The organism is Mucilaginibacter sp. 320_HR, from assembly GCF_059691875.1.
Genome location: NZ_JCAWAI010000003.1, coordinates 228038 through 248985 on the forward strand (window position 1 = coordinate 228038; position 20948 = coordinate 248985).

The following is a 20948-nucleotide window of genomic DNA, read 5'->3' on the forward strand; positions in this document are numbered from 1 at the left end:
CTACAATATACCAAAGCGTTCCGTAACAACCTAAGAAGATAACGGGTTTATCCCCAACTGAATACCGTAACAACCACAACAAAGTTACCCGAACAACAACTCAAACAATGGCAAACTATTAATACCTTTACGCCGTAAATTCCCTAAGTGAAGTCTGCTATAAATAAGTATCCTGTAGCCGCATTTGTTGTGCTCACCTTTGCTATAAGCTACCTTGTTGGGTTGCCGCTGAAGGTTTATGTACTGAACAAAGCACTGGAAGGATCAGAAATCGGGTTAAATTACCTTTCCAAAATATTCGTAGTATTCGCACCTGCACTTGCAGCTATAGTTGTAACCAGCGCTGATAATGAAACCGGTGAGCTTAGGGCTTTGCTAAAGAAAGCATTACCCGATACTGAGCACATTATCTGGTGGCTGGCGCTCCTATCCGGCGGCTTTGTTGTAACAATGGTTTCGTTTATTATTGCAGGTTCCAGCTTCTCAGGTCTTATAGGACTGATAACCGCCAGCAGCCCGTTACTTTTGATATTTCACCTGTTAGGCGCATTACTTTTGATAGGCATTGGGGAAGAACTTGGCTGGCGCGGATGGCTGCTACCCCGTTTAATTAAGGACAGCACACCCGCGAAAGCAACGTTAATTGTTTTTGCTATTTGGGCAGCATGGCATTTACCTGTATTATTATTAGGGTACCGCGTTGCTATTCCTTTCCTGATAGCGTGCCTGGCACTATCAATAATTTTGACACGTTTTTGGCATCATGTAAATGGTAACGTGTTTGTTTTAGCCGTTGCACACGCAGCAGTTAACTTTCCCGAAGCTTTTTTTGAAGGCAGGCTAGGAACAGGACAGGAGCACGAAATACTAAACGCATGGACAGCAGCCAGCGCGATATACCTGCTCATGGCAATAGCCGTAGTCATCTATGACCCTAAATGGTGGATCAATCCTTATAAACCTGCTCCTAAAGAAATAGAGATCCCGATGGAAGACCGCCCGGGACTGGACTTATAATCTGCCCCGGGGCTATTTCTTAGTAAATTTCACCTGGAACAGCTTGTCCCACTTTTTTCCTGTTACAAAAATACGCCCTGTACCTTTATCGTAGGCTATACCGTTAAAATAGTCGGCGCCCGGGTTACGGCTGGGATAAAGGCTTACCATACCTGCACGCTGTAAAACTGCCCCGGTTTTGGGGTCTATTACAACAATCTCGTCTGTTTCGTATACATTAGCGTATAGCTTGCCGTCTATATATTCCAGCTCGTTCACCTGGTTTACCGGGCCTTTGTCGTCGTAAACGTCAATAAATCCTGTCTGGTGATAATTATCTTTATCTAAAAAGAATATACGGTTGGTTTTATCATCCATATACAGCTTTTGCCCATCAAAGCACAAGCCCCATCCTTCTATGCCCACGTTGTTGGTAAAGGTGTTCTCCAGCGCAAAAGTGTTCTTGTTGTAAACAAACCCTTTTCGTTCGGTATACGTAAGCTGGATGATCTTATCCCCTACAATAGCAATCCCTTCCGCAAAGATGGTAGGGTCGATATCCACTTTCTTTAATACTTTTCCGGTTGCAAGGTCAACCTTCCTCAAGCTGGACTGCCCGCTGCCCTCAGCCACACGGCCACCATCACTTTCATAAAGTACACCATCCTGGTAAATCAAACCTTCGGTGTAAGATGATGTATCATGCGGGAAGACCTTTTCTACTGTAAAGGCCAGCTCTTCGGGTGCTTTTGCCGCAAGCAATACAATATTGGTTGTTACATCCTGGCTTTTGCCTGCCCGGTAAACTTTGGCGGTAATTACGCGCGCGCCCAGCACCAGGGTATCTGTTTTAAGCTGCACTGCAGATGAATCCTTAACGCCCCCAATGCGCTTATCGTCCATCAAGTATACAACAGAATCGGGTTTTACCTCAGCAGGATATTTAACGCTGATGTTTACCGCATCTCCTGCCTTGTAAGTAGTTCCGGCTTCGGGGGTAATGGTTATATCCTGGCCTTCTTCGCTTTTGTTGCTTTTGCAGCCATTGCAGCCAGCAGCAAACAGGGCTATGGCCAGTAAATAGAGTAGTCGCTTATTCATGTTCATATAGCAGATGGCCAAAAGGCATCTTCAATGTGTTTGAGTTTATAGTTGTTATTACGATCGAAAAGTACGGATATTATATCAAACCGCACTTCGCCCTGGTGGTTCATGAGGTAAATGTACTCGTCGGCAGCTTCTACAAGCAGTCGCTGCTTGCGTGCATCTACAAAATCTTCCGGTTGGCCAAAGCCCGTGCCACTGCGGGCTTTTACTTCAATAAAAATAATGTTACGGTCTTTGTAAGCTATCAAATCGACTTCGGCTTTGCCAAAGGTCCAGTTCTCATCCATTATCTCATAACCGGAAGCTTCAAGGTGTGCTTTGGCAAGGGCTTCTCCCCTGCGGCCAAGGTCGTTGTGGGTAGCCATTATGGTATGACAGTCCCAAGGTAATCAGCAATTGCCTTGTGAATCCTTTTTAACTGCATCTGTTGCTGCATTATAATTATTTGGTTATCGGGATCTATTTCATTAAGAAGCTTCTTCGTGAGCTCATCGATCATAGTCTCGACCTTATTTTTTTTTATGTGGAAAATAGCACCCAAGATAGTTGCTTTCATGTTGGCAGTTTCATCGGTAACTAAAATCTTATGCATGCCATACCAATTTTCGCTGAGGGTGTACTTTGTTGCGATCGCAGTAACAACTAAATCCACTATAGATTTATCTTTATGATGAATAAAATGCTGTTCATTTGGTATTACTCCGTTATCGATTTCTTGACGATATAATTCTAACAACTGCTTGCAGGCAGGCTGGTCAAACTCTACATCGCTTAGCTCCGCTATCATAAACGGCCCTATATAGGTATTTGCAATGCCATCCCAGTCTATCATCCGGTTACCGTACAACAGCAACAGGCGAACAATTTCTTTTTCCTGCGTGTCGCTTTCCTTTATCTTCTTTTCCTGCGGTTCGTCAAAAAACTGGGGCTCGTCCGGCACAGGGCGCGGCTGCTGTTGCTGCTCACCCTTTTTTGCCTTCGCCAGCCGCATCTTGTTCAGTTCAGACAGCAGCGCACGCTCATCTATCTGCATGATATGGCTGCATTCCTTTATGAATACAGATGCTTTGATAGAATCAGGTATTTTGGCGATGCTTTCTACCACATCACGGATGATGTCAGCTTTTTTTATAGGGTCATTACCGGCTTCCTTAAGCAGGATATCGGTTTTGAAGAGTATGAAGTCTTTTTTCTTTTCGTCGATGTGCTTTTTAAAAGCCGCCGTACCCATCTTCCGCACATAAGAATCGGGATCGTGCCCGTCAGGAAACAATACCACTTTTACGTTGAGGCCTTCTTCCAAAATTAGGTCCAGACCACGCAGGGAAGCCTTGATACCGGCCGCATCACCGTCATAAAGGATCGTGATGTTCTTGGTAAACCTGCTGATCAGCTTTACCTGTTCAACGGTAAGCGAGGTACCGGACGAGGCTACCACGTTTTCTATACCAGCCTGGTGTACTGATAGCACGTCAGCATATCCTTCTACCAGGTAACAGTTATCCTGCTCTCTAATGGCCTTCTTTGCAAAGTACAGCCCATATAGTATATTTGATTTGTGGTAAATTTCCGACTCTGGCGAGTTAACGTATTTAGGTACGTTCTTGTCTGTCTTGAGTGTACGGCCACCAAACGCAATAACGCGTCCTGTAAAGCTATGTATCGGGAACATCACACGACCACGGTACCGATCATATAACGATCCGTTGTCGCGCTTTACAGATAACCCGCTTTCTACCAGAAACTCTTCCTGGTAACCTTCTTTAACAGCCTGAGCGCTGAACGCTTCCCACTGATCCGGCGAGTAACCCAGTTCAAATTTCCTGATGGTCTCATTGGTGAAGCCACGTTCTTTAAAGTAACTAAGACCAATGTTCTGCCCTTCTTCAGTCTCCAGCAAGCTGTCGTGGAAGAACTTAGCGGCATAGCCCGACACGATCATGAGGCTCTCGCGGCGGTTATCTTCTTCGCGGTCCTCCTTATTCTCTACAGTCTCTTCTACTTCAATTCCGTATTTCTTGGCCAGCCATTTCAGCGCTTCGGGATAGGTGAACTTTTCCAGCTCCATCAGAAAAGTAACAGCACTGCCGCCCTTACCCGATGAAAAATCTTTGAAGATACCCTTAGCCGGTGATACCGTAAATGACGGCGTCCGTTCATTGGCGAACGGCGACAGTCCTACGTAATTAGCACCACGTTTTTTTAATTGTACAAACTCGCCTATCACCTCCACAATATCTGTGGCTTCCATTATGCGGTCTATGGTGGGCTTCGTTATCATTCAATTAGAAAATGGGCGGATACAAAAGTAAGAGATACCTTTCGTTTAAAGATATGAAAATATTGGAAAGTATCTGTTTACGCAGATAGCGTCCGCTGCTTTATGAACGTCACCCCTATCCCAATCAGTACAATGATGCTGCCGATAATCTCGGTAACCGACAAATGCTCGTTAAGCAAGCCACCTGCCAGTAAGCCGGTAAAAACGGTTTGGCTCAACAAAGCAATAGCCACCTTGGTGGACTCGAGGTACCTTAACGAGTAATTTATGGTGAGCCAGCCAATTAACTGGCAAATGATTCCCATACCCACAAAGCACAACCATACTTTAAGCGAGAAATGAACCAGATCGTTCCCTAAAAATGCGCTGATGATGAGCAGGGTGATACCTGAACTCAGCATGCTGTAAAACATAAAGGTAAACACATCTATGCCGCCCATGATATTCTTGGTGATCATGATGTACGTGGCATAAAAAAAGCTGGCCAGCAGGGCAAGCACAATACCAATGTTAAACTCCAGGTGAACGATGTGATTGTAACCAACCAGTACTACCATACCTGCGATTGCTACAAAGGTGCCCAACCAGAACATGACACCAGAGCGCTTACGCAAGATGAGAAAACTTAGTAATCCCACCCAAACAGGTGCCAGGTTAGCCAGCAAAGTAGACACGGTTGCGCTGATCTTTAGCAACGAAATATTCCACACTGCAATATCTGATGCGAACACTATACCGGCAAGTACTGCTATTATTAGTTGCTTCCGTTCTATCTTAAGCTTGTTTTTTATAATGCAATAAGGCACCAGACATATCCATGCAAAAAAGACCCTGTAAAATGCCAGCCCGACAGGCGACACACCAGCCACCTTTACAAAAATGGGCGAGAAAGAGATACACAGAATGCCAATTACAAGGCTGAGCTTTGGGTTCATAACGATTTGCGGGAGCAAACTTACATTTCTGAATCAGGATTTTTAGGATTAGAGGATTTACAGGATGGATTATATCATAAGGTAAGTTGCCTGAATCAAATAAAGAATTTAAAAATCAATACAATACCGGTTCGTAGTATTAGCTTCATCACTTTATACATTCTGAAAATTCTCCAATACTGTGAATTCTGATTCAGACAACTTCTGTAAATTCCTATTCAGACAAATTATCGTATTTTTGGCGCTCAAAAGATATATCATATGAGCCAACGCACAAAAATTAAAGCACTGCTGCAAAGCCAGGAAACCGGCATTGATGTAACCGTAAAAGGATGGGTAAGAGCATTCCGCTCCAATCGTTTTATTGCTTTAAATGATGGCTCTACCAATAGCAACTTACAAGTTGTTGTTGATTTTGAGAAAGAAGACCCGGCTGTACTTAAGCGCATTACCGTTGGTGCAGCTGTGGCTATAACCGGCAAACTGGTACCATCATTAGGCCAGGGCCAAAGTGTGGAAGTTACTGCCGAAACAATAGAAATACTGGGCGACAGCGATCCTGAAAAGTATCCCCTTCAGCCTAAAAAACATAGCCTGGAGTTCCTGCGCGAGATTGCTCACCTGCGTTTCCGCACCAGCACCTTTGGGGCAATATTCCGTGTTCGCAACACACTGGCCTTTGCCGTTCACCAATTCTTCCAGGAAAAAGGATTTGTATACCTGCATACGCCTGTAATTACAGCATCTGATGCTGAAGGTGCAGGTGAGACATTCCATGTAACCAACTTCGACCTGGCTAATCCGCCAAAGACTGATACCGGCGAAATAGATTACAAGCAGGACTTTTTTGGCCGTGCTACCAACCTTACTGTATCCGGACAGCTGGAAGGCGAGCTTGGCGCTATGGCACTAAGCGACATTTATACGTTCGGACCAACCTTCCGTGCGGAGAACTCCAATACTACACGTCACCTTGCAGAATTTTGGATGATAGAGCCGGAAATGGCTTTTTATGACCTGCACGACAACATGGACCTTGCCGAAGGTTTACTGAAGTACGTTATTAAGGTTGCCCTGGAAAAGAACCGCGAAGACCTGGAGTTCCTGAACCAACGCCTTGCTGATGAAGAGAAACAAAAGCCGCAGAACGAGCGCTCGGAACTGAGCCTGCTTGATAAACTGCAGTTTTGCTTAGACAACGATTTTGAGCGCCTTACCTATACAGAGGCCATTGAGATATTGCGCGAATCGACGCCTAACAAGAAAAAGAAGTTCCAGTACCCGGTGGAGGGTTGGGGTACCGATCTACAATCGGAACATGAGCGTTACCTGGTAGAAAAGCACTTCAAAAAGCCGGTTATCCTTACCGATTATCCGAAAGAAATTAAAGCATTTTATATGCGCCAAAACGAGCCGGATGCACAAGGCCGCGAGACTGTACGTGCTATGGATATATTGTTCCCCGGAATTGGTGAGATAGTGGGCGGATCGCAGCGTGAAGAACGCCTGGACCGTTTGGAAAAACGCATGGACGAAATGGGAATACCTAAAGAGGAACTTTGGTGGTACCTGGACACACGCCGGTTTGGCGCTTGTCCGCATGCAGGGTTTGGTTTGGGCTTTGAACGTTTGGTACTATTTGTTACCGGTATGGGCAACATCCGCGATGTGATACCTTTCCCACGATTCCCGAAGAATGCGGAGTTTTAGCCCCCTAACCCCCTGAAGGGGGAAGGAAGTTTTCATAAATAAAAAGGCGAATGGTAGTTACCGTTCGCCTTTTACACTTTTGTTCCCCTTTAGGGGGTTAGGGCGCTTGAGTATATCCTTTCTGCACAATCAGAAAGCTGGCGCGTTCCTCTGCGTGCAGTGGCACGTCCCAATTACCCTGGTAGGTAACTTTTGTAGGCAGCAATTCTCCACCAAAGCGGTTCAGTTCAATGTTCATCTGTACATTAAAGTCGAACAGCATATTACTATACTTCATGTCTACATACCGGCCAAGTATCTGAAAATCGCGTGCATCAAATATCGTCGTCATTTCCTTGATCATTGTGTCGCCATCAGCCGTGCTGGGCTTTCTTACTACACGGAAACGATATACCGGAATGCTGTCCAGATAAGTCCCTCTTGCAAACTGGTACAGGTAATAATCGCGAAGGTCCGGACCAAAGATCTCGGTTTTGCTGCTGAGGAACGGGATACCTGTAATCTTCCTCCCGGGAGTAAAAATGAGCTGCTTTAACTTGGCTTTGTAGCCTGCATTCTTGCCTTTAGCATCGCCAGGCAAACTGCCGGTCCTGCCGAAATCAGAACTGTAAGCATTCCCGAAAATGTAATCGAACATTTCTACAGTATACAATTGGTACTTACCGTTTTTCTTGTAAACGCTGCCTGTATCCTGTTTGGCCAAATAGGTTATCTTATTACGGCCGGCTTCGTTACTGTGCTGTATCTTGCGGTAAATGCGTCCGTTAACTTTGTTGTACTTATCATAGGTGTAAATGCGGTTTTCCGCAACAAAGCTGTATCGCTTCATATTCTGGAAGGCTTTGTAAAAGCTGGTATCGGCCAGTACCGCATCAATAAAGTCCTGCGCATTTAACCTATGCGAACGGATATTAGCAACCGCAGTATCAATAACAATGGTGCGGATAGTATCAGGGTTATAGCGCTTAATCTGTTGAGCTTTTAAGCTCAGGGCAAAAAGGATAAAGCAAAAAGAAAAGAGGAGTTTACTTTTGTTCATGAAAGTGTTAATCCCTCTTTGAGGAGGGATTGGAAAATCAATTACCCAGTTGCTTAAGTGCCAGATAAGCCATTAAGCCGGTGCTGATCTTAAAGGCGTCTTCCTCTACATCAAAAGTTGGTGTGTGTACTGATGAGGTGATACCGCGTGCTTCGTTACGTGTTCCCAACCTGTAAAAGCAACTATCTGCAGCTTGTGAGTAGTACGCAAAATCCTCGGCAGCCATCCATATATCCAGGTCGAGTACGTTCTCCTTGCCAAGGTAATCTTCCGCGTGGCGGCGTGTGGCTGCTGTAAGCTTTTCTTCGTTTATCAGGAAGGGATACCCTTTCATGATATTGAACTCGCAGCTACCACCCATACTTTCGGCAATACCTTCGGCCATCTTTTTCATTTTGATATGTGCCTCGCCACGCCATTTCTCATCCATGGTGCGGAAGGTACCCTCGAGATATACCTCGTTAGGGATAACGTTGGTAGCACCATTAGCAATCACTTTACCGAAGGATAGTACCGACGGGCTCTTAGGATCCGCAAAGCGGCTTACCACTTGCTGTAATGCAGTAAGAATATGCGCGGTAATAATTACCGGGTCCACGTTCTGCTGCGGTTGTGCACCGTGGCCGCCCTTACCTTTAACGGTTACATAAAGTTCATCCGTTGAGGCCATGTATTTGCCCGCACGGAAGCCCACCTTACCTGCATCTATCAACGGCATTACGTGCTGACCCAGCACCGCGTTTGGTTTCGGGTTCTCCAATACGCCCTGTTGTATCATCAGGCTGGCACCGCCGGGAAGCTTTTCCTCAGCAGGCTGAAAGATCAGCTTAACAGTCCCGGTAAATTCACTTTTTAATTTGGTGAGTATGCTTGCTGTTCCCAATAAAGATGAGGTATGCGCATCATGACCACAGGCGTGCATTACACCGGCGTTTTGCGACCTATATGGAACATCATTAGCTTCCATTATTGGTAACGCGTCCATGTCCGCACGAAGCGCTACAACGCCGTTGCCCGGTTTGTCACCTTTAATCAGGGCTACCAAACCGGTGTCTGCCATTTTGTGATACTCCAGGCCAAGTTCTTCCAGCTTATTTGCAACAAACACCGAGGTTTCTACTTCGTGAAAAGAAAGTTCGGGATGAGCATGCAAGTGGCGCCTGTTGGCAACCACCTCGTTAAATATCTCTGCTGAAAGCTGTTGTATCTTGTCCTTAATCATTATTGATGACAGTTTTGGGAGGATTTATCTTTTCTGAAACGATGAACATTGCCGTAAAAGCATTGCCCAATTGGCTTTTAAGCCGCTCGGCTTCTAACCTTGTACGGAAGTCGCCTGCCCGTACTTTAAAGTTAGGCTCCCGATAGCTGATGTAGGTACGCATTTCGGGAAAGTCACGGTTGAACCTGTCTTGTGCCGCATAAGCTGCACTGCGGTTGCTGCCATTATATATCTGCAGCCGATATCCGTAAGATGATGTAAATCTCGCCACAGATGAACCGCCTTTTCTATTAAGCAAAGCACGTTTTGCCAGTAAGGTATCAAACAGCGGGTCGCGCACTACGGTAACCTTACCTTTCTGCGCAGAAGCCACAGTAGCTGATAACATCAGCACAAAAAAAGAGCAGCATTTGATAAGGCGTGTTAAAGCTGTATTATCAAATGTTGCTCTTTTCATATTAGAATATTTTAAAGTTCCCTCTTATGAGGGATTTGGGCGGTTTAGCCCTGCCCTACTCCATGGCAGTTTTTAAACTTTTTACCGCTACCACAAGGGCAAGGGTCGTTCCTGCCAATTTTTTGTTCGACACGTACAGGAGTAATTTTCGGTGCTTCCTGGATTTCATCTACCGGCATACCGCTAGAATCCACCAGCTCCGGTTTAGATGTACGCATATTTCTTAAATCCATTTTCGGCTCAGGTTTAGCTTCCCTTACCTGCTCCGGCTCTTGCTGTACGGCTATACCACCGCGGAACAAGAAGCTAACCAACTCTTTATTGGTATTGGTAAGCATCTGGCGGAAAAGCTCAAATGCCTCAAACTTGTACACCAATAATGGGTCCTTCTGTTCGTAAACGGCGTTTTGTACTGATTGTTTCAGCTCGTCCATTTCGCGCAGGTGTTCTTTCCATGCATCGTCAATCAGGTACAGGGTAACATTCTTTTCAAATGATTTAAACACCTCAGTACCGTTGGTTTCAACAGCCTTTTTGAGCGGAACAGCTACCTGTATGCCATGTACTCCATCCGTAAACGGAACCATAATGTTTTCTACATACTGGCCGCGTGTATCATAAACGTCTTTAATAACAGGGTAAGCCTGGTTAGCAATAAACTCCTGCTTGCGTTTGTAAAAATCAATTACCTCGTTAAAGGTGCGGTCTACCAGGTTGTTTAACGATGTAGCTGCAAACTCTTCCTGTGTTAGTTCCGGATCAACAGAGAACAAGCGGATAACTTCCATCTGGAAGCCTTCGAAGTTGTTGCTTTCTTTATACTCGGTTACCACGTCCTCAACAACATCAAAAATGGTATTGTTCAGGTCTACGTCTAAACGTTCGCCAAACAGCGCATTCTTACGTTTTGAGTAGATAACGGTACGCTGTGAGTTCATCACGTCGTCGTACTCCAGCAAACGCTTACGAATACCGAAGTTGTTTTCTTCAACCTTTTTCTGTGCACGCTCGATAGACTTGGTGATCATAGAGTGCTGGATCACCTCACCTTCTTCGATGCCCATACGCACCATCAGGCCGGATATACGCTCCGAACCGAATAAACGCATCAGGTTATCTTCGAGAGATACGAAGAACTGGCTGGAACCCGGGTCGCCCTGGCGTCCTGCACGACCACGCAACTGCCTATCTACACGGCGGGATTCATGGCGTTCAGTACCTACAATAGCTAAACCACCGGCCTCTTTTACACCCGGGCCTAATTTTATATCCGTACCACGGCCTGCCATGTTGGTGGCAATGGTAACCGTGCCACTCTGCCCTGCTTCAGCCACAATGTCGGCTTCCTTCTGGTGCATTTTAGCGTTCAGTACGTTATGTTTGATACCGCGCAGCTTAAGCATACGGCTTAGTAATTCAGATATCTCTACCGAGGTGGTACCTACCAGTACCGGACGGCCTGCTTGGGTAAGCTTAGTTATCTCATCAGCAACAGCATTGTATTTTTCACGTACAGTACGGTATACCAAATCCTGGCGGTCGTCACGTGTGATCTTTGTGTTGGTTGGTATTTCTACCACATCCAGTTTGTATATCTCCCAAAACTCGCCTGCTTCTGTAACCGCAGTACCGGTCATACCGCAAAGCTTGTGGTACATCCTAAAGTAGTTTTGCAGGGTAATAGTGGCAAAGGTTTGCGTTGCATCCTCTACCTTAACGTTTTCCTTAGCTTCAATAGCCTGGTGTAAGCCATCGCTATAACGGCGGCCATCCAGCACACGGCCGGTTTGCTCGTCCACTATCTTTACCTTACCATCGTCAAGAATGTACTCGGTGTCCTTTTCAAACAAGGTATATGCTTTGAGCAATTGGTTAACCGAGTGAATACGTTCAGATTTAATAGAGAAGTCACGCATTAAAGCGTCTTTACGGGCAACTTTCTCGTCTGCCGGCAAATCTGCTTTCTCAATGTTCGCTATCTCGGTACCTACATCAGGCATCACAAAGAAATTAGGGTCTTCGCCCGACGCGGTGATCAGCTCAATACCTTTTTCGGAAAGTTCAACAGAGTTGTTCTTTTCATCAATAATAAAGAACAATTCCGAATCTACCTTAGGCATGTCCTTACCCTGATCCTGCATGTAGAAGTTCTCCGTCTTCAGCAGTACCGATTTATTGGCGCCTTCACTCAGAAATTTGATTAACGCTTTGCTTTTTGGCAATGCACGATAAGCGCGGTATAAGGCTAAACCGCCCTCGTCAACACCGCTTTTGCCATCGTTTATAGCTTTTTTAGCCTCATTTAAAACGGTGTTCACGTAAGTTTTCTGTGCATTTACCAACCGCTCTATACGCGGCTTCAGCTCGTAAAACTCGTGTTCGTCGCCACGCGGAATTGGACCGGAAATGATCAAAGGTGTACGGGCGTCATCAATTAAAACGGAGTCAACCTCATCCACCATTGCAAAATGCAGCTTACGCTGCACCAGCTCTTCAGGGCTACGTGTCATATTGTCACGCAGGTAGTCAAAACCAAATTCGTTATTGGTACCAAAGGTGATATCCGCCAGGTATGCTTTGCGGCGTTCCTCAGAGTTTGGCTCGTGCCGGTCTATACAATCAACTGAAAGGCCGTGGAACTCGTACAAAGGCCCCATCCATTCACTGTCGCGTCGTGCAAGGTAATCGTTCACAGTTACAATGTGCACCCCTTGGCCTGCCAGAGCGTTAAGGTAGGCAGGCAGCGTTGCAACCAGCGTTTTACCCTCACCTGTAGCCATCTCCGCAATTTTACCCTGGTGCAGTACAGTACCGCCAATCAGCTGCACATCATAATGCACCATGTTCCAGGTAACCTCGTTGCCGGCAGCTATCCAGGTGTTGTGGTGTATAGCTTTATCGCCTTGTATTATAACGTTGTTCTTGCGTGCGGCAAGTTCGCGGTCAAACTGCGTGGCCGTAACTTCAATAGTTTTGTTTTCCGCAAAACGTTTTGATGTTTCTTTTACAACAGCAAATGCCTGCGGTAATATATTAATCAGGATGTCTTCCAGTTCCTTATTACGGTCTTTTTCAAGCTTATCCAGTTGGGTATAAAGGCCAACTTTCTCGCTTACGTCCATATCAGGTTCGTTTTCAGTACGATCCTTAATAGCTTGTATCTCTGCATCAATGCCCGAAAGGCCCTGGGCAATTGTTTCTTTAAAATATATGGTCTTAGCCCGGAGCTCGTCGTTACTCAACTGGCCTAACTTGTCATACTCCGCTTTGATCTTCTCGACCATTGGTTGTATGCTTTTTACATCCCGCTCTGACTTGCTTCCGAAAAGCTTACTGAAAAATTCTAACATGTTATTTTATTATGATACCACAAACTCAATAATTGCGCCATGGTAATTTCAAGGTCATTTTGACAGACAAAGGTACAATTTTGGCCTTAAAGCTGAAAGGCAAAAGACTAAAGCACGGCCGATATAACAGGTTGATTGTTTATTGGTCAATTAACTATCTGCAAATCGGCGCACCTGCATATCCGCACATTAATTTATCTTTACCGCCATGAACATCCTCATCCTTGGATCGGGCGGGCGGGAAAGCGCCTTTGCCTGGAAGATATCACAAAGCCCAAAGTGCTCACAGTTATTTATTGCTCCGGGTAATGCCGGTACCGGTCAGTATGGCACTAATATAAATTTGAAGGTTACCGATTTTGAAGGCATTAAAGCATTTTGCCTCACAAACTCTATAAACCTTGTACTGGTTGGCCCGGAAGAACCACTGGTTAAAGGCATTCATGATTTCTTTTTGGCTGATGAGCAGATAAAGCACATCCCAGTGGTTGGCCCGCAGCGGGAAGCTGCCCAACTGGAAGGAAGTAAAGATTTTAGCAAAGCGTTTATGCAGCGCCACAATGTGCCCACGGCTGCATCAAAATCATTCACCCGCGATACCTTGCAGGAAGGTTTTGATTACCTGGCAACAGCAGGGTTGCCTGTAGTACTAAAAGCAGACGGACTTGCTGCCGGCAAAGGAGTATTGATATGCCTTACACTTGAAGAGGCACGGCAGGAACTTGCCGAAATGCTTACTGAAGCAAAGTTTGGCGATGCTAGCTCAAAGGTGGTTATAGAACAATTTCTGCAAGGCATAGAGCTTTCCGTTTTCGTGATGACAGACGGCAACAGCTATAAAATACTACCAGAAGCAAAAGACTACAAACGCATTGGCGAGGGCGATACTGGTTTAAACACTGGTGGTATGGGTTCAGTCTCTCCTGTACCTTTTGCTGACGCAGAATTTATGCAGAAGGTTGAAGAGCGGGTAATTATACCAACTGTAGAAGGGCTGAAAGCGGAAGGCATACCTTACAAAGGATTTATATTCATTGGCTTAATGAACTGCTACGGCGAGCCTTTTGTTATAGAGTACAACTGCCGCATGGGCGACCCGGAAACAGAAAGCGTAATGCCACGTATTACTTCCGACTTTGTTGATTTGCTTGAAGGTGTAGCTGAAGGCAACCTGGTTGAAAAACAACTGGAGATATCTGAGAAAGTTGCTGCCACTGTAGTATGCGTTTCCGGCGGGTATCCTGGTGAATACTTAAAGGATAAAGCTATCAGCGGAATAGAAAACGTGAGAGACTCGCACGTTTTCCACGCAGGAACAAGCTTTAGCGGTGAAGATGTGATAAATACCGGCGGCCGGGTGCTCGCTATCACTTCTTTACAAGACAATATGTTTGATGCCCTGCAGCAAGCCACTGCAGACGCAAGCCGAATTTATTACGATGGTGTTTATTTCCGCAAGGATATAGGTTTTGATTTATTATAGTCGGACAGTACGAAAGCCTGTAAGTCTGTAAGTATAAAAGCGAAAACCTCGATGTTGTAAACACCGAGGTTTTCGCTTTTATTACAATTTTGTTTTTACGACTGGTTATATCTTTCCGAATAACTCTGCAAGCTTATCGTTAAGGTCATCACCTCGCAGGTTTTTGCCGATTATTTTTCCGTTAGGGTCTATTAGAAAGTTTTGGGGAATAGCGCGCACACCGTACATACCCGCTGCTTTGCTGTCCCAAAACTTTAAGTCTGACAACTGGGTCCAGGCTAAGCCATCCTTTTTAATGGCAGCCAGCCATTTGTCCTTAGCATTCGGACGGTCAAGCGATACACCAAGAACGGTAAAGTTCTTGTCTTTATAGTTATTAAATGCTTTTACCACATTAGGGTTTTCGGCACGGCAAGGGCCACACCATGATGCCCAAAAATCTATCAGCACGTATTTCCCACGGAAAGATGATAGGCTCACCATTTTTCCAGTAGTGTCAGCCTCTGTAAACTCGGGAGCAGTTGCCCCTAAGGCTACAGCTTTTAACTTTGGCAATATTTCGCCAAAAGCCTTACCACCCGCAGATGCTTTAACATCAGCAGAAAGAGATTCGTATAATGGCGCTATATCAACATAGTCAGCACTGTACGCAAATGATTGTAAAGCGTTAAGGCTAACGTAAGAATCAGGATGATCTTTGATAAATTGCTGGTTAATCGCTTTTTCTTTCGATTCTATCGCCTTTTCATCTGCTTTAGCTTGTTTCTGAAACTCCGGTGAAGACGCTTTATCACCGGCAGCCTTCTCCTTAGCTTCCATTGCTTCGTAACCTTCGTTAACCGGCTTCATAGCAGCCTGGTACATCTGGTTTTCACGGTTTGTTTTGCCACCATCAACTTTAGCGTTTTTAAGTTCATCTACAGTTACAACTGTAATCGTGCCGGGTTCGATGTACAACTGTTTATAATCGCGTGATGAATTCATGCCAGATCCCTGCGGATTGAACAGCAAATAACCACTTGCAGGTACAGCAGCAGCTTCGCCGGTAAATTTAAATTTACCATCAGTAAGTGAAACTGAATCTGAAATGGTCTTACCTTCTCTACGATATTGCAGATAAACCTTCGCAGGCGCACCAACCTTACCAACGTTCCCCTGTATTGTAAATTTTTTATCCTGTGCAAAAAGCATTGTTGGCAACAATGCTAAAGCGCTTAGTGTTAGTTTTTTCATGTATATGTATTTGAAGCCCTAATATGGTGCTTTAAGCTTAAAAATCAAAGCATTGCTTTAATATAACTAACAGGTGACATAAACTTCAATAATACAAAGACGCAAGCATAAGGGTTATGCCCGACCAATACTATATAACTCTGTTTAACATGAAGCTATATCTTACCGAATAGCTGTTCCAATTTGGCATCCAGATCGTCGCCGCGAAGGTTTTTAGCTATGATTTTACCTTGCGGGTCTATAAGGAAGTTTTGCGGGATAGATTCGACACCATAAAGTTTCGCCACAAGGTTGTCCCAAAATTTAAGGTCAGATACCTGGGTCCAGTTTAATCCATCACTTTTAATAGCGGCCAGCCATGCTGCTTTCCCGTTGTCTCGGTCTAAAGACACCCCAAGTACGGTGAAGTTTTTGCCTCTATATTTATTATAAGTGCGCACTACATTAGGGTTCTCCTGACGGCATGGGCCACACCATGAAGCCCAAAAGTCTATCAGTACGTACTTCCCTTTAAACGAAGAAAGGCTAACCGGTTTACCGTTAACATCTTCCTGGGTAAAGTCGGGAGCCATGCTGCCAATTGCCGTGATACGTAATTTATCCAGAGAATATTTTAGTTGCTTGCCCTGATCTGAGTTCTTTAACTCTTCAGACAAACCGTTAAACAATGGTTCTACTTCATTAACATCCGGAGAGGGGCCGCTTACGCTGGCAAGCGCAAGCAAGCTCAGGTAACTGTCTGGGCTAGCCGTGATAAACGATCGGAGCGCGGTTTTTTGCTTGTCCTGCAAGGCTTTAAACCTGCTTTGCATACTGTTTTGAAAAGCTGCTGATTGCTGCTGTGCAGCCGTTGCTTTCTGTGCTTCTTTACTTAGTGTTTGCGCTTCTGCTATAATAGGTTTAAGCTGCGTTTTAAGCCTTGCATCATCGTCATTCAGTTTAGAGCCGGTGATTTTTGCGTTTTTCAAAGAGTCGGCAGCCACAAGATTGATGGTGCCTTTTTCTACATAAAACGGGAGGTAATCGGCACCGGCAATCGGCATACCTCCTTGCGGAAAGTTTTGCTGAACATATTTTTGGAAGCCTAGCCCTTTATAATCCAGCATCAATGTGGCATTTACCGGGTTCATTACTTCGCCCGTAAATACAAACTCGCCGTTCTTAAGCACTACAGAGTCGGTGACCGTGTTTGCACCTAAACGGTAAGCCAGGTAAGCCATAGCGGGCGCATTTATGTTACCAACTTTTCCTTTTACGGTAAATGGTTGTGAATTTTGTGCAAATGCCACCGCAGGCAATAAGGCAAGCAGGCCCAGAAAAAAGTTCTTCATGTATTATAAGTAAATTTTTATAACGGCTAAACAGCCAGCAGATTGCGGCTTAGTTCAACTTTTGGTAAGTGCGCCACCAGAGATCGGGCATTTCGCCGGAGCGGGCTGTCGTATAATCTTCATACCGGCAAGGTACCAGGTGAAAACGCTCGTTTTTAGATCCGCCTGTTGGATAAGGTACCTGCATCCACCAACGGTCGCTTTTCTTGCTTTTTACAAACACCAACTCGTGGTCTTCATGCTTAAGGCTGGTTTTATAGATGAGGTACTGTGATTTTGGATTGAGCGGAAAATCCTTCTTACGGTTATAAAACCCATCTATAAAATACCACACCATTTGGGAGAGCAGCATGGCAGTTTGTCCATTATTATCATAAGCGGGGTTGAACTCATAAAAACCTATTGAAGTAAGTTTGTCACTAAAGCCCGCGTAGCGGCATATTTGGCAGGCGTCTTCCCCGTAAAAACCATTGGGTTTAGCATTTGCATTTCCGGCAGCATCTGACGAGCGAATGGCGCCCATATCAAAGCTTACCATATTTGCATTACGGATAACAGGCTCCGTGACCGTAATATTCCCCGCAAGTTCGCCAAGGCGGTGTGCATCAAAGTACAGCTTACCCATAACCGTAAGGCTATCCTGGCTGTTCAGATAAGTTTGATAACCCAGGTTACTAAAGTTGAACAGGTAATTTGGTTCGTGAAGGAAAATCTTGTTCAGGTATCCGGCCGAGGTGGTCTCGATGCTGTCGTGAAAACCATCGTCTTCCAGGTCAAACTGTGCATCAACAATCAGTACATCTACTTTCTGCTCAAGCTTTTCATAACCCAAATACTGCGCATAGGTAAGGTCTTGCCCTCCGCCAATTATTAGCGGAACGATATCTTTTTTAAGTAATTCCTCAACAACCGTCTTCAGTGCGTAATAGGTATCAGTTATCTTTTCACCCCTTACTATGTTGCCGAGATCTACAATATTTGTCTTGTAAGCGCCCTCGTGTAATTGATAAAGTTTCTCACGCACATAGTCGGGCGCCAGCGCACAGCCGGAATTATTAACGGCATTCCGGTCATCCATCACACCGATAATCGCGATATCGGTTTTTTCTTCCAAATCAGGGAAAGCTACTGAATGATGGTTGATCTTGTCACCAAGCTGGCTGGTAAAATAGCCCCCTTTCGGCAGCATCTTTTTTAAGTCAATCGGTGTGAAAAAATCGGCTAAAGACATGTTTAATATGCAGCTGTGGTGATGTGCAAATGTGCAGATTTTTATTGATGTGCAGATGTATTGATGAGCAAATGTGCATATTTGACGAATGATATTGGTTACAGGCGCTACGGGCTTTTTGGGTGCAGAACTGGCTAAAGAGTTGCTGCTGCGTGGCAACAATTTGCGCTGTACAAAAAGGGCTTCGTCAACCCTCCCCGAAATACTGCTACCTTATTCGGCACAGATAGAATGGGTTGAGGCCGATCTGATGGATCTCTTCGCGCTGGAGAACGTGCTGGACGGTATTACTCAGGTTTACAATTGCGCTGCCTGGGTATCACTAAAAGCCGCTGATAAAGAGCCGATGATACTGACCAATGTTAAAGGCACAGCTAACTTGGTGGACCTTTGCGTTGAACGTAATATCCGACTGGTACACACCAGTTCGGTTGCTGCTGTGGGTGAAGCTAAGCCCGGCGAACAAATTACAGAAAACCATCACCTGGACCCCACCACCGAAGAGGACGGCTATGCAATATCTAAGCTGGAAAGCGAAATGGAGGTTTGGCGCGGCATAGCTGAAGGATTGGATGCAGTAATTGTAAATCCAACCATCATAATTGGCGCCAGTGCGGGGATAGAAGGGAGCGGGCAATTATTTGAGACCATCCGTAAAGGGCTAAAATACTACAGCGGCGGTATAATGGGTTTTGTTGATGTACAGGATGTTGCTAAATGTATGATATTGCTGATGGAGAGTGACATAACAGCAGAACGCTTTATCATAAATGCTGAAAACCGCGCCTATCAACAAATATTTACCGAAATAGCTACTTGCCTTGGCGTTGAGCCGCCTAAGAAACTTGCCAAGCCTTGGATGCTGGAAGTAGCCTGGCGAGGGGCATCAATATGGGGCACTATTACCGGGAGTGATCCGGCGATAGACAAAACCAGCGCGCGGGCAGCATCAGTAAGCCGTAACTTTGATAACAGCAAGATAAAACAAGCGGTAAACTTTGAGTTTAAACCGCTAAGCAAATCTATTAAAGAAGTTTGTGCACAGCTTAAATCCGCGATTTAAGTTGCAGCAACACAACGTTCTCTACATGCTGAGTATGAGGGAACATATCCACAGGCTGTATCTTAACAGTGTCGTACTTTTCCTTAAGTACTAGCAAGTCGCGGGCCTGGGTGGCCGCGTTACAGCTTACATAAACAATCTTGGGCGCTGCTATCTCCATCAGACGGGCCACTACATCAGGGTGCATGCCGGCGCGCGGCGGATCGGTAATTATCACGTCTGGCTTGCCGTGCTCGGCAACAAACTCCGGTACCAGTACATCCTTCATATCACCTGCATAAAATTTAGTATTGGTGATGTTGTTGATGGCCGAGTTCACTTTAGCGTCCTCAATTGCCGAAGGGACATACTCTACTCCTACCACTTGCCGCACATGGGCTGCAATAAAGTTGGCAATAGTACCTGCACCGGTATAAAGGTCATAAACCAACTCATTTCCTGTAAACCCGGCGAAGTCGCGGGTAATCTGGTACAACCTCAGCGCCTGTATGGAGTTGGTCTGGTAAAAAGATTTAGGACCAACTCTGAATTTAATAACATCTCCATTGCCGTTCGGCATCTCCTCATGAATGTATTCAGGCCCTTTCCAGCTGATCACGTCCTGATCAAATATGGTGTCGTTCTTTTTGGTGTTAAGTATGTATAGCAGCGATGTTATTTGCGGAAAACTTGCATCAACAAAACCCATCACCGCGTTAACCTCATCTTCGTTAGCATGGGCGAACACTACAATTACCATGATCTCACCTGTAGAAGAGGTGCGGATAACCAGGTTACGTAACGCCCCTGTATGCTCCCTTACGTCATAATAACTAATGCCTTGCTCCCTGGCAAAACGGTTTATGCTGTTGCGGAGATCGTTAGATGGATCTGCCTGCAGGTAGCAATGCTTCACGTCTAATATCTTGTCAAACCTGCCGGGGATATGAAAGCCGAGCGCGTTCATATCCAGCTGTACATCCTCCCTGTTTTCGCCATCATACAACCAGCGTTTGTTAGAAAAGGTAAACTCCAGTTTATTGCGGTAGTAGCGGTCGGCAGGAGATGGTACTATGGCATCCATATGGGCCACCTCTATCTTGGCCAGGCGCGACAAAGCATCGTGCACCGCCTTTTGCTTGAATCTTAATTGGGCATCATACGTCATGTGTTGCCATTTGCAGCCACCGCACGTACCAAAATGCTCGCAAAAGGGTGTGATACGGTGCTCAGATGGTTGAACCAGCCGGGTTATCTTGGCTTCTCCAAAGTTCTTTTTAGCTCGGTATACCTCAACATCGGCAACATCTCCGGGCACGGCTTTCTCTATAAAAAGCACGAGGTCATCAGTTTTACCTACTCCTTTACCTTCTTCGGCAATATCAATTACCTGTACGTTCTCGAAAAACTTGTTGCTGAATTTTTTTCCGCCTCTGCCCATAAGGGTGCAAAGGTACGTGTCTGAATCAGAATTTTAGAATATGCAGAATTTTTAACGTGTATTTCGGAGCAAATACTACAGGAATTTAAA

General features: G+C 45.3%; 16 protein-coding genes. 4 read left to right on the forward strand and 12 right to left on the reverse strand.

Annotated elements, in window-relative coordinates; genetic code table 11:
* Positions 1 to 147: 147 nt before the first annotated feature.
* The gene (locus AC59GT_RS11600; RefSeq protein ID WP_497237779.1) at positions 148 to 1017 is read left to right on the forward strand and encodes a CPBP family intramembrane glutamic endopeptidase; all 870 of its coding nucleotides are present in this window, start codon (positions 148 to 150) and stop codon (positions 1015 to 1017) included.
* Positions 1018 to 1029: 12 nt separating this feature from the next.
* Here the strand turns inward: AC59GT_RS11600 and AC59GT_RS11605 are convergent, their stop codons facing one another.
* The 4 genes from AC59GT_RS11605 to AC59GT_RS11620 form a co-directional block, all read right to left on the reverse strand.
* A complete protein-coding gene (locus tag AC59GT_RS11605; protein ID WP_497237780.1) occupies positions 1030 to 2097 on the reverse strand; it encodes a glutaminyl-peptide cyclotransferase in 1068 nt (355 codons plus the stop codon).
* 2 nt (positions 2098 to 2099) lie between these two features.
* A complete protein-coding gene (locus tag AC59GT_RS11610) occupies positions 2100 to 2468 on the reverse strand; it encodes a YraN family protein (RefSeq protein ID WP_497237781.1) in 369 nt (122 codons plus the stop codon).
* Positions 2468 to 4384: a DNA primase gene (gene dnaG, locus AC59GT_RS11615; RefSeq protein WP_497237782.1), complete on the reverse strand. Its 1917-nt coding sequence runs from the start codon at positions 4382 to 4384 to the stop codon at positions 2468 to 2470. Before dnaG ends, AC59GT_RS11610 begins: the two co-directional genes overlap by 1 nt.
* A gap of 77 nt (positions 4385 to 4461) precedes the next feature.
* Complete coding sequence (locus AC59GT_RS11620; RefSeq protein ID WP_497237783.1) at positions 4462 to 5319, reverse strand: DMT family transporter; 858 nt, start codon at positions 5317 to 5319, stop codon at positions 4462 to 4464.
* A 261-nt stretch (positions 5320 to 5580) separates the two neighbouring features.
* Here AC59GT_RS11620 and asnS point away from each other — a divergent pair, with 261 nt between their 5' ends.
* On the forward strand, positions 5581 to 7029 hold the full coding sequence (asnS, locus tag AC59GT_RS11625) for an asparagine--tRNA ligase (protein ID WP_497237784.1): 1449 nt from the start codon (positions 5581 to 5583) through the stop codon (positions 7027 to 7029).
* A 97-nt stretch (positions 7030 to 7126) separates the two neighbouring features.
* Here the strand turns inward: asnS and AC59GT_RS11630 are convergent, their stop codons facing one another.
* The 4 genes from AC59GT_RS11630 to secA are packed head-to-tail and all read right to left on the reverse strand — an operon-like array spanning position 7127 to position 13097.
* Complete coding sequence (locus AC59GT_RS11630; protein WP_497237785.1) at positions 7127 to 8068, reverse strand: hypothetical protein; 942 nt, start codon at positions 8066 to 8068, stop codon at positions 7127 to 7129.
* A gap of 37 nt (positions 8069 to 8105) precedes the next feature.
* Positions 8106 to 9290 (reverse strand): M20 metallopeptidase family protein, encoded by a 1185-nt coding sequence (locus AC59GT_RS11635; protein WP_497237786.1) that lies wholly within the window; start codon positions 9288 to 9290, stop codon positions 8106 to 8108.
* Positions 9283 to 9747, reverse strand: a complete 465-nt coding sequence (locus AC59GT_RS11640) for an SPOR domain-containing protein (RefSeq protein WP_497237787.1) — start codon at positions 9745 to 9747, stop codon at positions 9283 to 9285. Before AC59GT_RS11640 ends, AC59GT_RS11635 begins: the two co-directional genes overlap by 8 nt.
* Before the next feature lie 44 nt (positions 9748 to 9791).
* Positions 9792 to 13097 (reverse strand): preprotein translocase subunit SecA, encoded by a 3306-nt coding sequence (secA, locus tag AC59GT_RS11645; RefSeq protein WP_497237788.1) that lies wholly within the window; start codon positions 13095 to 13097, stop codon positions 9792 to 9794.
* Between the two features lie 208 nt (positions 13098 to 13305).
* Here secA and purD point away from each other — a divergent pair, with 208 nt between their 5' ends.
* Positions 13306 to 14580, forward strand: a complete 1275-nt coding sequence (gene purD, locus AC59GT_RS11650; RefSeq protein ID WP_497237789.1) for a phosphoribosylamine--glycine ligase — start codon at positions 13306 to 13308, stop codon at positions 14578 to 14580.
* Positions 14581 to 14685: 105 nt separating this feature from the next.
* Here purD and AC59GT_RS11655 read toward each other — a convergent pair whose 3' ends face one another.
* The 3 genes from AC59GT_RS11655 to AC59GT_RS11665 all read right to left on the reverse strand — a co-directional run bounded on the left by AC59GT_RS11655 (position 14686) and on the right by AC59GT_RS11665 (position 18375).
* On the reverse strand, positions 14686 to 15813 hold the full coding sequence (locus tag AC59GT_RS11655) for a redoxin domain-containing protein (protein WP_497237790.1): 1128 nt from the start codon (positions 15811 to 15813) through the stop codon (positions 14686 to 14688).
* A 155-nt stretch (positions 15814 to 15968) separates the two neighbouring features.
* Entirely contained in the window at positions 15969 to 17144 is a 1176-nt protein-coding gene (locus tag AC59GT_RS11660; RefSeq protein WP_497237791.1) for a redoxin domain-containing protein, read from the reverse strand.
* Positions 17145 to 17193: 49 nt separating this feature from the next.
* Positions 17194 to 18375, reverse strand: coding sequence for a formimidoylglutamase (locus AC59GT_RS11665; RefSeq protein ID WP_497237792.1), 1182 nt, complete (start codon positions 18373 to 18375; stop codon positions 17194 to 17196).
* Positions 18376 to 18463: 88 nt separating this feature from the next.
* On the opposite strand from AC59GT_RS11665, the gene AC59GT_RS11670 reads away from it, so the two are divergent.
* Positions 18464 to 19438, forward strand: coding sequence for an NAD-dependent epimerase/dehydratase family protein (locus AC59GT_RS11670; protein ID WP_497237793.1), 975 nt, complete (start codon positions 18464 to 18466; stop codon positions 19436 to 19438).
* Here the strand turns inward: AC59GT_RS11670 and rlmD are convergent.
* Positions 19422 to 20858: a 23S rRNA (uracil(1939)-C(5))-methyltransferase RlmD gene (rlmD, locus tag AC59GT_RS11675; protein WP_497237794.1), complete on the reverse strand. Its 1437-nt coding sequence runs from the start codon at positions 20856 to 20858 to the stop codon at positions 19422 to 19424. The two genes, AC59GT_RS11670 and rlmD, sit on opposite strands and share 17 nt — an antisense overlap.
* Positions 20859 to 20948: the final 90 nt, after the last annotated feature.

What these genes read in the sequence shown, in the direction of transcription:
- AC59GT_RS11605 (WP_497237780.1), bottom strand. Translation starts at nt 2,097, where the DNA reads ATGAATAAGCGACTACTCTATTTACTGGCCATAGCCCTGTTTGCTGCT.
- AC59GT_RS11610 (WP_497237781.1), bottom strand. Translation starts at nt 2,468, where the DNA reads ATGGCTACCCACAACGACCTTGGCCGCAGGGGAGAAGCCCTTGCCAAA.
- dnaG (WP_497237782.1), bottom strand. Translation starts at nt 4,384, where the DNA reads ATGATAACGAAGCCCACCATAGACCGCATAATGGAAGCCACAGATATT.
- AC59GT_RS11620 (WP_497237783.1), bottom strand. Translation starts at nt 5,319, where the DNA reads ATGAACCCAAAGCTCAGCCTTGTAATTGGCATTCTGTGTATCTCTTTC.
- asnS (WP_497237784.1), top strand. Translation starts at nt 5,581, where the DNA reads ATGAGCCAACGCACAAAAATTAAAGCACTGCTGCAAAGCCAGGAAACC.
- AC59GT_RS11630 (WP_497237785.1), bottom strand. Translation starts at nt 8,068, where the DNA reads ATGAACAAAAGTAAACTCCTCTTTTCTTTTTGCTTTATCCTTTTTGCC.
- AC59GT_RS11635 (WP_497237786.1), bottom strand. Translation starts at nt 9,290, where the DNA reads ATGATTAAGGACAAGATACAACAGCTTTCAGCAGAGATATTTAACGAG.
- AC59GT_RS11640 (WP_497237787.1), bottom strand. Translation starts at nt 9,747, where the DNA reads ATGAAAAGAGCAACATTTGATAATACAGCTTTAACACGCCTTATCAAA.
- secA (WP_497237788.1), bottom strand. Translation starts at nt 13,097, where the DNA reads ATGTTAGAATTTTTCAGTAAGCTTTTCGGAAGCAAGTCAGAGCGGGAT.
- purD (WP_497237789.1), top strand. Translation starts at nt 13,306, where the DNA reads ATGAACATCCTCATCCTTGGATCGGGCGGGCGGGAAAGCGCCTTTGCC.
- AC59GT_RS11655 (WP_497237790.1), bottom strand. Translation starts at nt 15,813, where the DNA reads ATGAAAAAACTAACACTAAGCGCTTTAGCATTGTTGCCAACAATGCTT.
- AC59GT_RS11660 (WP_497237791.1), bottom strand. Translation starts at nt 17,144, where the DNA reads ATGAAGAACTTTTTTCTGGGCCTGCTTGCCTTATTGCCTGCGGTGGCA.
- AC59GT_RS11665 (WP_497237792.1), bottom strand. Translation starts at nt 18,375, where the DNA reads ATGTCTTTAGCCGATTTTTTCACACCGATTGACTTAAAAAAGATGCTG.
- AC59GT_RS11670 (WP_497237793.1), top strand. Translation starts at nt 18,464, where the DNA reads ATGATATTGGTTACAGGCGCTACGGGCTTTTTGGGTGCAGAACTGGCT.
- rlmD (WP_497237794.1), bottom strand. Translation starts at nt 20,858, where the DNA reads ATGGGCAGAGGCGGAAAAAAATTCAGCAACAAGTTTTTCGAGAACGTA.